The organism is Gordonibacter sp. 28C (assembly GCF_003339845.1).
Lineage (GTDB): Bacteria > Actinomycetota > Coriobacteriia > Coriobacteriales > Eggerthellaceae > Gordonibacter.
In genome coordinates, this window is the sequence record NZ_PPTR01000003.1 from 331,212 (window position 1) to 344,327 (window position 13,116).

A 13,116-nucleotide genomic window follows, 5' to 3' on the forward strand; every position below is an offset into this window, starting at 1 on the left:
GCCGTGTTTTTGTCGTTACCTGACGAGAAGGAGTTCCCATGCACACTATCCGCACCTTGCCCACCTCGCCCCCGGCGCGGCGCGCGCTGGCATTCCTGCTCGCGCTGCTGCTGGGGCTCTCGATGATCCCTTTGGCCGCGTTCGCCGACCAGGGCACAGGCCCGGACGCGACCGTCAACCCTCCCGGCAACGTTCACGCAGAAGTTTCGATGCAAAATGCCATCTTGGTTGACTGGGATCCGGTCGACGGCGCTGACTCTTATTGGGTGTACTGCCGCGATTCAGGCTCGAACGACTTCTCCCTCGTAGGCGTTCGAAGCGTTCCGAACTACGTGAGCGACGGCCTCGCGCCGGGCACGACCTACTACTATTACGTCGTCGCCTACAAAGGCGTCGAGCCGAGCGCCCCTTCGGGCATCGTCTCCGCAACGACGAACGGAGAGGTCCACGCGGTCACGTACTATCGCAACTACCCCGAAGGCGATACGGAATTCGTATCTGGCAGAAACTTTCTCGCCAGCGCCAGCGTCCCTCTGAGCGACATCACGTCGGTTGGCACCGCCGGCGCGAACTGGTCTCGCCCCGATCTCAAGTTCATGGGTTGGATGGATGGAGACGGCCAAGTGATCTCAGCCGGCACCGTGGTCCTCATGCCCGATCGGCCTCTAGCCCTCTCCGCCATTTGGGAAACCCAGCGCAAGGCAATCTACATCAGCGACGGCGCCGAAGAGAACACCGTACCCGTGGACAACCGGGGCTACTTTCCGGGCGACCTCGTGACCGTGTCTTCCATGGTGCCCGTATGGCCGGGACACACGTTCGGCGGATGGCACAACTTGTTCACCGGCCAAGTGCTCCAGCCGGGCGACACGTTCCCCATGCCGGAAAACGGCGCCATTCTCCTTGCCCAGTGGCCCGAGCGGGCCGACGCGGCCAACAACACGCTCGTGCTGGACAACGACGATTTGTACTTGGGCGAACCGATTTCGTTCACCGCCACGGGCGACCGCCAAGACGCGACGGGCACTTCCGACGGCGACACGCGCTACATCCCCGTCAAGTGGACCGTCGACCCGTTTTCCGACGTCCCCTTCATCGACACGTACCCCTTCACGGCCGGCGCTGTAACGCTGAACCTCGGCGCCCAGTCGGTGACGGTCACCTACGAAAAGCAGGTGTACGACGTCTTCGTCGGCGATTGGGTTTCCACACCGGAAACCACAACCCTTTCGAAGCCTTTCACCGTAAAGGAACGGGTGAGTCCGCTCACGTACCACCGCAACTACGACTCCGGCGACACCGCCTCCGCAAGCGGCGGAGACTTCGCGCCAAATGTCTCCATCCCCTTGAGCGACATCACGTCGGTGGGAACCGACGGCGACAACTGGGCTCGCAGCGGCTACCGGTTCATGGGCTGGAGCGACGACCCCAGGAGCCCATGGGGCTTCACGGTACAGTACCCCATGCCCGATGGGCCCTTGAATCTATACGCCACCTGGGGTGCCCTGCACACGGTCACGTACGACGGCGACGGTGCCGACGGCGGCATCGTGCCCGTGGACAACAACGAGTACGTTACGGGCGAAGAGGTGCCTGTGCCCAGCGACATGCCTACGAAGACCGGGTACACGTTCGGCGGCTGGCTGAATACGCTGAACGGCCAGGTGTACCAGCCCGAACGTATCTTCTTCATGCCGGAAGAGGGAGCCAACCTCAAGGCCCTGTGGGCCGAGCACGCCGACCAGGGGCAGAACACGCTCGTGATAGATGACGACGACCTCATCGTGGGCGACACGATGACATTCACGGCCACGGGCCACCGCCAAGACGTTGAGGGCTCTGCCGGCGGGGAGACGCGCTTCATCCCCGTCTCGTGGACCGTCGAATCGGTCCTGCCCTACCTGCCGTTCGCAAACCAGTATCCCTTCACGGGCAGCTACGTGACGAGCACCCCCGGCACCTACACCTTGACGGCGGTGTACGTCGAGGAGTTCTACAACATCTGCTGCGACACGTGGGACCCCACGGGCAATTGCGTGTCGCTCTCGGTCCCCTTCACCGTGCGGGCTCCGGGCGCCTACGCCGTGGTCTACGACGGCAACGGCCACGACGGCGGCACCGTGCCCACCGACGCGCTCGCCTACGCTAAGGACGATGCCGTGACGGTGGCCTCGGGCGAGCCCGTGAAGTCCGGGCACGTCTTCGCCGGCTGGAAGGCCGACCACGACGGCAAGGTCTACCGCGCCGGCGACGCGTTCGCCATGCCCGAGGGCGGCGCGCGCCTGGTGGCCCAGTGGACCCCGCAGGCGGCCCCGGGCCCGAACGGAGGCGGCTCGAAGGGCACGCCGGCCGCCCTGTCCAAGGCGGGCTTCCTGCCCAAGACCGGCGACGAGGCCGTGCCGTTCGTGGCCTTGGGCGCGCTCGCGGCCACCGGCGCGCTGGGCGTGCGGTCCCTGCGCAGGAAAAAGCAGGGGTAGCGCCATCTCCTGCAAGGGTCGCGCCTAGACGGCAGCGGCAATCTTTACACAAGGGAAGGGCCCCGGCATGCCGGGGCCCTTCCCTTGCCCGGTCCTGCGCGGTGTCGGCAGAAGTCCCTCGACGACCCGTTTTTCAACGCCACGGCAACGACAAGGAAACGATCTGGCAATCGTCGTGACATAGCGGCAACGGCTCAACTAGAACGGCTACGCGATCTGGATAATGGGGTGGTGACACTCGCATTACCAATCCGTACCCGATGGATGAAGGAGTTCCCATGCCGCACCTTCGCACCTTGCCCACTTCGCCCCCGGCACGCCGCGCGCTGGCTTTCCTGCTCGCGCTGCTGCTGGGGCTGTCCATGCTTCCCCTGGCCGCGTTCGCCGAGTCGTCCGCTCGGGCGACCCTCGACCCTCCCGCAGGACTCGGCGCCAACGCCACATCGTCGAGCTCCATCGAGATAAGCTGGGCCGCCACCTCCGGCGCCGAAGGCTACCGGGTGCTTCGCAGCACCTCGGAGTCGGGGAGCTACGAGCAGATAGCAAACACGACATCGACGAGCTACACCAACACCGGGCTCAGTCCGGACACGACCTACTACTATATGGTCGCCGCCTACAACGCCAGCGAGACGAGCTCCTTCGGCGGTCCCGTCAGCGCCAGAACGGAATCGCTCCCCGCGCAGCAGGCCGACCCGGGCCTGAACACGCTCGTGATGGACAACTACGAGCCGTACGCGCACGAGGGATTCGGGTTCACGGCCACGGGCGACCGCCAGGACGCCGCAGGTACCGTGAACGGCGAGACGCGCTACGTCCCCACGTCGTGGACCATCAGGTCGGATCTTTCAGGTTTCTTCTCCGGCCCGGCCCCCTACAAAGACAGCGTGATCATCGACCAGCCCGGCAACTACACTTTGACGGCCACTTACACCTTGCAGCGATACATCCCGAGCGTTGGTTGGCTGCCCATGGACAGCACCGCAACGCTCTCGGTCGACTTCACCGTCAAGGCGCGCACCTTCGAGCTCACCTACCTGCGCAACTACACGCCCGATGATGCGTTCTTCTCGCCCGGCGGCAGCTTCGAAGAAGACGCCCTCGTATCCGCCAGCGACATCACGTCGGTAGGCGTTCCAGGCGACAACTGGGCTCGCGTCGACGGCTACGTCTTCGGCGGTTGGCTGGACAAGGACAGCGGCAACTTGTACTACCCCGGCGAACAGTTCCGCATGGTGAAGGGGGGCATGAGCCTCACCGCCCTTTGGGGGGCACAGGCGGATGCGGGCAAAAACACGCTCGAACTGGACAACAACGAGCCGTACGCGCACGAGGTGTTCACCTTCACGGCCACGGGCGACCGACAGGACGAGCCCGGCACCGTCGACGGCGAGACGCGCTACGTCCCCACGTCGTGGACCATCAGGTCGGGCCTTTCCGGCGACTTTCCCAGCACGTCCCCCCGCGAGGAAAGCGCGATCATCGACCAACCCGGCGACTACACTTTGACGGCAACCTACGCCCTCGAGCACTACTCGCACAGCATGGGCTGGCAGCGCACGGGCGACACCGCGACTCTCGCAACCGATTTCACCGTGAAGGAGCGCACCTACACGCTCACCTATCTGCGCAACCACTCGCCCGAGGACGCGTTCTTCTCGCCCGGCGGGGAATACCCGGCGGGTACTTCCATCCCTTTGAGCGACGTGTCCTCGGTGGGCACCACGCACGATGATTACACCCGCGCCGGCTACAAGCTCATAGGTTGGAACACCGACCGATCTGCCAACTGGGGGCAGGTGTACAGCTACACCATGCCGAACGAAAACACGTCGCTGTACGCCATCTGGGCGCCCGCCTACGCGGTAACCTACGACGGCAACGGGGCGGACCCCGGCACGGTGCCCGTCGACAACAACACGTACCTGGCGGGAGATCCGGTGAACATCCCCGTCGAAACGCCCACGAGGGCCGGCACCGGGTACACGTTCGGCGGATGGCAGAACCCTGCGGGCGGCAAGGTGTACCTGCCCGGCGACCGCTTCGCCATGCCCGAAAACGGCATCACCCTCGTCGCCCTGTGGGCCGAGCAGGCCGACAAGGGCAAGAACACGCTCGTGGTCGAGGACGACGACCTGACCGTGGGCGACACGCTGCGGTTCACGGCCACGGGCGACAGGCAGGAGGCCACCGGCGACGTGAACGGGGAAACGCGCTACGATCCCGTCTCGTGGACCATCGTCCCGCTCCTCTCGAACCACATGCCCTTCGCGAACCAGCATCCCTTCACCGACAGCATGGTAATGAACATGCCGGGCAACTACGTTCTGACGGCGACCTTCGTCATGCGGGTGTACGACGCGAACATAAAGGCATGGCACCCCGTGGGCGACCTCGAGATGATATCGGTTCCCTTCACGGTGCGGGCGCCGGGCGCCTACGCGGTGACCTACGACGGCAACGGCGCGGACGGCGGCACCGTGCCCGTGGACGCGCTCGCCTACGCCAAGGGGGACACCGTGACCGTGGCCTCCGACGAACCCACGCGGACCGGCTACACGTTCGACGGCTGGACGGCCGACCACGACGGCAAGGCATACCGCGCCGGCGACACGTTCTCCATGCCGGAGGGCGGCACGCGCCTCGTTGCCCGCTGGACCCCTCAGGCGGGACCGGCGCCGGACAACAACCAAGCCGCGAAGCCGGGCGTTCCGACCGCCTTGTCCAAGGCGGGCTTCCTGCCCAAGACCGGCGACGAGGCCGTGCCGTTCGTCCTTCTGGGCGTCGTGGCCGCCTTGGGGGCAGCGGGCGTGCACGCTCTGCGTAAAAAGCAAGGGTAAAGCCCTCTCGCAGAGACGCGCCGTGCGCATCCGCAATCACGAGGAAGGCTCCGATTCGTCGGAGCCTTCTCCTTTTCCGGCGCAGGCTCCTAGCGCCCGCGCGCTTTAAAGCGCACCGACGTCGCGAAGCTCGTCCACGAACGGGCAACGCTGCGGCAACGGTCCCATAAACCGCCATCACGTGACGGAAACGGCTTGCGACCAGGGAAGGCGTATTCATGATAATGAATTTGCACCCCATTCGCAGCCGTCCCACGAAGGAGACCCTCATGCACAACATTCGCACCCTGCCCGCCCCCTCGCCGGCGCGCGCCGCATTGGCGCTCGCCCTCGCGCTGTTCCTGGCGCTTTCGATGCTCGTTCCCGCCGCATATGCCGAACCGTCCGCAGGAGCGGATGCGACCGTCGAGAAGCCCGTGAACCTGAGGGCGGACGCGCTGTGGTCCGACGCCATCGTAACAAGCTGGAGCCCCGTCGCCGACGCCCAAGCCTACGAGGTGTACCGCAGCACCAGCGAGCCGGGCCCTTACGAGCTCATAGGCACCTCGGCGTCGGCAGAGTTCATGGACGTCGGCCTCAATTCGAACACGACCTACTACTATCGCGTCGCAGCCGTGGACGGCAGCGGCAACCGCAGCGACCTGTCCGACATAGCCAGTGCGACGACGCCCGACAAGCTCTACCAGCTGTCTTACTACCGCAATTACTACCCCGGCGACACGACTATCGCATCAGGAGGAATGCTCGACGGGGGCCACTACCTTCGCTTGAGCGCCATCACGTCGGTGGGCCCCGAAGGTGGAGCCGGCGTCGACTGGTCCCGACCCGGCTACCAGTTCGTAGGCTGGATGGACATGGCAACCGGCGCCGTCTACCAAGCCGGCGAGACGTACGCCATGCCATACGGAGACGCGTCGCTGCGCGCCCTCTGGGCGGCCCAGTACACGGTGACCTACGACGGCAACGGCGCGGACGGCGGCACGGTGCCCGTGGACACCAACGGCTACGCAGCGGGAGACCCGGTTACGGTGGCGCCCGACGAGCCCACCAGGACCGGCTACGCGTTCGCCGGATGGCTGAACGAGAACGACGGCGGCGTGTACCGGGCCGGCGAGACGTTCACCATGCCCGACGGAGGCGCCCGCCTGGTCGCTCGTTGGGCCCCGCAGGCCGACGCGCACCAGAACGCGCTCGAGCTCGACAACGACAACCTGCTCGCCGGTGACGACGTGTCGTTCCTGGCCACAGGCCATCGCCAGGACGAGCCAGGGAGCATTGACGGCGAAACGCGTTACGTGCCCGTGTCCTGGGAGGTCACTTCGTCCATCCACGGCGACTTCCCCGCCGCGTCCCCCCATCGCTCCAGCGCGACCATGAGCGATCCCGGCAACTATGCCGTCACGGCATCCTACGCCCAGGAGCGCTACGTCGCCGGCACGGGCTGGCAGCGCACGGGAGCCTTCGAAACGCTCTCGCAGAGCTTCACGGTGAAGGCACGCCCGGTCGATCCCGTGAACCCCGTCAACCCGACCGATCCGACGGACAAGCGGCCGCCGCTCGTGCAGGTGTCCAAGGGCGGTCTGCCGAAGACCGGCGACACCGCCCCGTTCGTCGCCCTGGGAGCCCTGGCCGCCCTCGGCGCCGGCGGCGTGCTGGCCTCCCGCAGGAAGTCCAGCTAGCGTCCGCGCGGCGAACCGCGAAAACGCCCCATAGGCATAAACGAGGAAAGCCCCGGCTCGCCGGGGCTTTCCTCGTTTACCGCAGGCGCTTCCGCCCGCAACGCAGGGAAGGCTCCCACGATCGGAGCCTTCCCCGATTCCTGCGCGTTACTTCTTGTCGGGGCGTTTCTTGCGCTTCGCCTTGGGCGGCTTGGGCGCCGCCTTGGAAGCGCTCGCGCCGTGCGGCTTGTCGCCGGAAGCCGCATACCCGGCAGCAGCGTTCGGGGCCTGAGCCGTCGCGGTACCCTGGGCGCTTCCCGCATTCGCGGCCGGCATGGCATTACCCGCCTTCGCGGCGGCCGGAACCATGGCGTTCGGGTTCGCGAACTCGAAACGGCCCACCTGCGAACCGTACTTCTTCTGCAGCTTCGCGTAGCGCGGCTCGCGGGTCTTCCACATGGAGTACAGCGGCGTGGCCACCGCCACCGACGAGTAGGAGCCGCAGATCAGGCCGATGGCCATGGCGAACGCGAAGTCCTTCAGCGTCTCGCCGCCGAAGAACAGCATGGCTAGCACCGGGATGAGCGAGGTGAGCGTGGTGTTGATGGTGCGCACGAGCACCTGGTTGATGGAGTGGTTCGCCATCGTCATGAACGTGCACTTGATGTCGTCGCCCTGCATGTTGTCGTTGATGCGGTGGAACACGACCACCGTGTCGTAGAGCGAGTAGCCCAAAATGGTGAGCAGCGCGGCGATGGTGTTGGGGTTCACCTCGCGTCCCACCAGGGCGTAGATGCCCATGACCAGCACCAGGTCGTGCAACAGCGCCACGATGGCCGTGACGCCCATCTTGTAGTCGAACCGGATGGCGATGTAGATGATGATGAGCACGATGGACACCAGGAACGCGATGAGCGACGACTGGATGACGCTCGCGCCCCAGTCGGGCCCGATGGTGGTGACCTCGAAGCTCTCGGTGGACAGGCCCAAATCGTCGGCCACCTGGTTCGCGCGCGTCGTGGCGTCCTCGGCGCTCGTGGTGGTGGTGCGCACGAGGAAGCCCTCCTGGCCGTCGGCGTTCGTCGTCTGGATGACGGCGTCGGGCTCGCCGGCCTGGTCGAAGGCGGTGCGCAGCTGCTCGGTGGTCACGTCGCCCGTGCCGTGGAACGAGATGGACGTGCCGCCCACGAACTCGATGCCGAAGTTCAGGCCCTTGAAGCCCACGACGGCGAACGACGCGCACACGAGCACCGCCGCCACGGTGAGGAAGATGCGCCGATGGCCCAGGAAGTTGATGTCGTGCTTGATGAAGCGTCCGCGCGGCTTGCGCGCCGCCTCCGCGGCGGCCTCGCCGGCCTCGCCCGAACGCTTCTCGGCCAAGCGCTCGCTGGCGGACGCGTCCATGGCCTCGCCGGCCTCCGCCGCGGCCGTGCTCGTGCCCTCGGCCAGAGCCAACGCCTCGTAGTCCTTGGCGGCGGCTTCGGCGTCCTTCACACCCCAGAAGCCGGGGTGCTTCGCGATGACCTTCGGCGCCAGCAGGCGGATGAGCGGCGCCTTGAACAGCAGCATCATGACGATGTCGCACACGATGCCCAGCGCGAGCGTCAGGCCGAAGCCCTTGACGCTGGCCGTGGCCAGGAAGAACAGCGACAGCGCCGACACCAGCGTCACCAAGTCGGCGTCGATGGACGTGACGATGGCGTGCCGCACGCCCGTGATGGACGCGGCGCGAACGCTGCGGCCCATGCGTATCTCCTCGCGGAAGCGCTCCATGGTGAGGATGGACGAGTCGGCCGCCATGCCGATGGTGAGCACGACGCCCGCGATGCCCGCGAGCGACAAGCTGAACAGCCCGAACGCGGACAGCGTGGCCAGAATGCCCAGATACAGCACGGCGAAGATGCCCATGGCCGCCGCCGTGATGATGCCCAGGCCCCGGTAGAAGAACAGCAGGTACAGCATGACCACGGCCAAGCCGATGAGCGCAACGAGCACGCCGGACGCCAGCGCGTCCTGGCCGAGCGTCGGGCCCACCACCTGGCTCTGCGCGTACTCGAAGCTCACGGGAAGCGAGCCGCTCTCCAGCACGGTCTGCAGCGATTTGGCCTCGTCGAGCGAGTAGTTGCCCGTGATCTGCACGTCGCCGTTCGGGATCTCGGACTGCACGGCGGGCGCCGATTGCACCTCGCCGTCCAGGATGATGACGATCTTGCCCTTCGTGGAAACCAGGTCCTTCGTGGCCTCGGCGAACGCGGCGGTGCCCTCGCCGTCAAGCTGGATGTTCACGCCGTAGTCAGTCGACGTCTGGCTCGCTTGGCCGACGGACACGTTCGTGATGTTGCTGCCGGTGACGAGCGGGGTGTAGGTGCCGCTCTCCACCTTCAAGTGCTCGGTGGTGCCCGAGGGCAGCGAGTTGCCCAGCTCGTCGGTGACGGTGGCCTCGTTGCCGAACTGGCCGTTCTCGATCTTCGTCTTCACGTCGTTGTCGGTGAACGAGTCGAGGCGCGCGAACTCCAGCTTGCCGGTCTTGCCGATGGTGTTGAGCGCGTCCTCGGTGTTGGTGAGGCCGGGGATCTGCACGAGTATCTGGTCGGTGCCCTGCACCTGAACCACGGCCTCCGAGGCGCCCAGCGCGTTCACGCGGCTCTCGATGATGGCGCGGCTCTTCTCCATGTCGTCGGCGGAGACGGCCTGGCCGTCGGTGCCCTTCGCCGTGAGGACCACCGACAGGCCGCCTTGGATGTCCAGACCCTGGTTGATCTTCTCCTGCGGAGGCGCGAACATGAATATCGACCCCACCACCAGCAGGGTCGTGACAATAAGGAGCCAGACGTTGCGCCGGTCGACCGAGCGGCCGGGCTTCTTCTTCGGTTTCTGGGCTGTCGCCATGGAGGTTCTCCTCGTTCGTTTCATCGTCTTGCGCATGCGCGGAGAGCCCCGCGACACGTCAACTGTCCTATTGTGCCACAAATCCCGACCAGCGAACACTACTTGTCATTAAATTATACTTGACCGCGAACATTTCAAGCGCAAACGAAGGCATCGCCCGCCTCCACGCATCAACCTGCCAGCATCCGTCGAACAGGGCGCTCTAGTAGTCCTTCGCTGCCGGGCTCGCCATCCACGCTTGGTAGAACTCCTCGTACGCGTCGGCCAGAACGGCTTCGCGCGCGCGGCGCATGAGGTCGATGAGGTAGTGCAGGTTGTGCACGGACAGCAGAATGCCGCCCAGCATCTCGTTCTGCTTCACCAGATGGCGGATGTAGGCACGGCTGTGGTTCTGGCAGGTGGGGCACGTGCAGGCGGCGTCGAGCGGGCCGAAGTCGCGCGTGAATTTCGCGTTGCGCATGTTCATGCGGCCGGTGGAGCTGAACGCCGTGCCCATGCGGGCCGTGCGGGTGGGCAGCACGCAGTCGAACATGTCCACGCCCTCGCGCACCGCGCGCACGAGCGTGGTGGGGTTGCCCACGCCCATGAGGTAGCGCGGCCGGTCCTCCGGCAGCGCGCGGGCCACCTGGCCCAGCGTCTCGAACATCACGTCGTGCTCCTCGCCCACCGAATAGCCGCCGATGCCGAAGCCGCCGAAGCGGCGCCCGCCCGCGGCCAGGCTCTCGTCCTCCACCTCGCGCAGCCGGCGCACGCTCTCCAAGCGCAGATCCAGTTCCATGCCGCCCTGCACGATGCCGAACAGCGTCTGGTCGGGGCGCTGGTGCGCAGCGAGGCAGCGGCGCGCCCAGTTGGCAGACAGGTCCACGGCCTTCGCCACGAAAGAGCGCTCGGCCGGATACGGCGTGCACTGGTCCAGCTGCATGGCTATGTCGGCGCCCAGCTGCTCCTGGATGGCCATGTTGCTCTCGGGCGTCCAGCGCACTTTCGTGCCGTCGTATATGGAGCGGAACGTGAGGCCCTCGTCGTCAAGCTTGAGCGTGTCGGCCAGGCTGAACACCTGGAAGCCGCCCGAGTCGGTGAGCATGGGGCCGTCGTAGTTCATGAAGCGGTGAACGCCGCCGGCCTCGGCCACCACGTCGGCGCCGGGTCGCAGCGACAGGTGGTACGTGTTCGCCAGCACCACCTGGGCGTCCAGCTCGCGCAGCTGGCCCGTGGTGACGCCCTTCACGCTGGCGCTCGTGCCCACCGGCATGAACATGGGGGTGTGGAAGGAACCGTGCGCCGTCTCGTAGGAAAGCGCGCGGGCATGGCCGCTTCGCGCCTGGCAGGCGCAGTCGAACAGGGCCACGTTACGCCCTCGTCTCGTCGGCGTCGCCGCCCAGCGCGGCGCGTGCGGCGATGCGGGAGGCCTCGGCCGCGTCGACGGCTCCGGAGGCGTCGGCCGCCAGGACCGCCTCGCGTGCCTCGGCGGGAACGGCGCCCGCCTCGATGTCGGTCGCCGGATTAGCGCAGGGCGGCAGCGTCTCCACCCAAGCGGCGAACTCTTCCATGGCGCCGTGCTTCACGGACGCGAGGTCGAAGCCGTCCGTCGGGTCCAGCAGATGGTCCGTGACGAGGAACGCGTCGACGCCCAAGCCGCAGGCCGCCAAATCCTCCACCGTGTTGTTGCCCACCATGAGCACGTCGGCGCCGCGCAGGCCGCAGGCGGCCAGGTTCTCGGCGTAGTAGGCAAGCTTCGGCTTCACCGAGGTGGAGTTCTCGAACGAGGTCAAGCGCGAGAACCGCGCCGAGTCGACGCCCGCCCAGCTCAAGCGCCACTCAACGGCGCGATGCGGGAACATGGGCATGGTGGCCAGCACGAGCGGGTAGCCCTTCGCCGCCAGCGTCTCGATGGCGCGGGCGCAGGCGGGGTTCGCCTCCACCCCCTTGCCGATGGCGCCGAAATCATGGTCGTAGAACTCGTTCAGCAGGGGCATCCACGCGTCTTCGCCGCCTTCGACGTGCTCGAAGAACGCCTCCCAGTACGCCTCGGCGTTCGTGCGGCCGTCGTCGTGGGCCGCCATGGCGCCGATGCCCGCCTTGAAGCCGGCCGAGAACGCCTGGGCGTCGAGGCCCTGTTCCGCCACGTAGTGCCCGATGGCCTTGAAGTACGTGCCTAAGAACTCCTCGATCTCCATGGGCAGCAGCGTGCCGTCCAAATCGAAGAACACGGCGCGGTAGGCGCGGATGCCGCCTTCGTCCGCCGACGTGGGGGCGTTCGAAGCCGCCCATGCGTTCCAGGTGTCCAGCAATTCCTCCGTGTCGGCAGGGGCGGAGGATGCCTCGTTGCGTTCGTCCATTGCGTTGTTTCCTTAGGTCGAAGATGCGCGTCTCTCAACGTGGTAGTATAAACGACGCGACGAAGGAGCGTGCGAACCCGATGAAATTGTTACTTCACGCCTGTTGCGGACCGTGCTCGCTCGAGCCGACGCGCATCCTGCGCGCGGCGGGCCACGACCTGACGATAGCCTATCTGAACTCGAACATCGCGCCCGCGGCCGAGTACGCGCGCCGCCGCGACACGCTGCGCGCCTGGGCCGCGGGCGAGGACGTCCCCGTGATCGAGGGAGCCTACGAGCCCGAAGCCTGGGAGGCTTCGGTCGGACGCGTGGGCGAGGCGGCGCTGGCGGCCGCAGGAGGCGACGTGCTCCGCTGCGCGACGGAGGCGCCGCTGCGCGAGGCCCGCTGCCGCGCCTGCTACCGCCTGCGCTTCGAGGAGGCCGCGCGCCTCGCGGCCGAACGGGGCTTCGACGCCGTGGGCACCACGCTTTCGGTGAGCCCCTACCAGTTCACCGACGTCATCCGCGAAGAGCTGGAGCGCGCCGCCGCGCAAGCGGGCGTGAACGCCCTGTTCGAAGACTACCGCCCTTTCTACGACGAGGCCACGCGCAGAAGCCGCGAGGCGGGCATGTACCGACAGAACTTCTGCGGCTGCCGCTTCTCCGAGGCCGAGGCCGCCGCCGAGCGCGCGGAGCGCAAGCGCCTCCGAGCCGCCGAGCGCGAGGCCCAGGCCGCTTTGCACGCCGAGGAGCGCGCCGCCGAGGAAACCGCCCGCGCCGCGAAGAAGGCCGAGCGGCAAGCCTACGCCGAGAAGCAGGCGCGCAAACGCGCCGCGCTGAAGGCCCTGCGAGAGCAGCAGCGCGAGCAATAAGGCGAACCGCCCCCATCAGGCGCCCCATGCTCGCCTTTCGGCACAATAATCACCGATTACCT

Annotated in this window: 7 protein-coding genes; 4 read left to right on the top strand and 3 right to left on the bottom strand. The window is 66.8% G+C overall.

Annotated features, from left to right (window positions below; genetic code table 11):
• The first annotated feature begins 38 nt into the window (after window positions 1–38).
• The 3 genes from C1878_RS05620 to C1878_RS05630 all read left to right on the top strand — a co-directional run bounded on the left by C1878_RS05620 (window position 39) and on the right by C1878_RS05630 (window position 6,996).
• Window positions 39–2,477 (top strand): InlB B-repeat-containing protein, encoded by a 2,439-nt coding sequence (locus C1878_RS05620; RefSeq protein WP_114600707.1) that lies wholly within the window; start codon window positions 39–41, stop codon window positions 2,475–2,477.
• A 278-nt stretch (window positions 2,478–2,755) separates the two neighbouring features.
• On the top strand, window positions 2,756–5,317 hold the full coding sequence (locus C1878_RS05625) for an InlB B-repeat-containing protein (RefSeq protein WP_158539734.1): 2,562 nt from the start codon (window positions 2,756–2,758) through the stop codon (window positions 5,315–5,317).
• Window positions 5,318–5,535: 218 nt separating this feature from the next.
• Window positions 5,536–6,996: an InlB B-repeat-containing protein gene (locus C1878_RS05630; protein WP_114600709.1), complete on the top strand. Its 1,461-nt coding sequence runs from the start codon at window positions 5,536–5,538 to the stop codon at window positions 6,994–6,996.
• Between the two features lie 147 nt (window positions 6,997–7,143).
• Here C1878_RS05630 and secD read toward each other — a convergent pair whose 3' ends face one another.
• The 3 genes from secD to C1878_RS05645 all read right to left on the bottom strand — a co-directional run bounded on the left by secD (window position 7,144) and on the right by C1878_RS05645 (window position 12,203).
• Window positions 7,144–9,864: a protein translocase subunit SecD gene (secD, locus tag C1878_RS05635; protein ID WP_114600710.1), complete on the bottom strand. Its 2,721-nt coding sequence runs from the start codon at window positions 9,862–9,864 to the stop codon at window positions 7,144–7,146.
• Window positions 9,865–10,066: 202 nt separating this feature from the next.
• Entirely contained in the window at window positions 10,067–11,212 is a 1,146-nt protein-coding gene (gene tgt, locus C1878_RS05640; protein WP_114600711.1) for a tRNA guanosine(34) transglycosylase Tgt, read from the bottom strand.
• A 1-nt stretch (window position 11,213) separates the two neighbouring features.
• Window positions 11,214–12,203: an HAD family hydrolase gene (locus C1878_RS05645; protein ID WP_241963623.1), complete on the bottom strand. Its 990-nt coding sequence runs from the start codon at window positions 12,201–12,203 to the stop codon at window positions 11,214–11,216.
• Between the two features lie 80 nt (window positions 12,204–12,283).
• Here C1878_RS05645 and C1878_RS05650 point away from each other — a divergent pair, with 80 nt between their 5' ends.
• Window positions 12,284–13,054, top strand: a complete 771-nt coding sequence (locus tag C1878_RS05650; protein ID WP_114600712.1) for an epoxyqueuosine reductase QueH — start codon at window positions 12,284–12,286, stop codon at window positions 13,052–13,054.
• The last annotated feature ends 62 nt before the right edge of the window (window positions 13,055–13,116 follow it).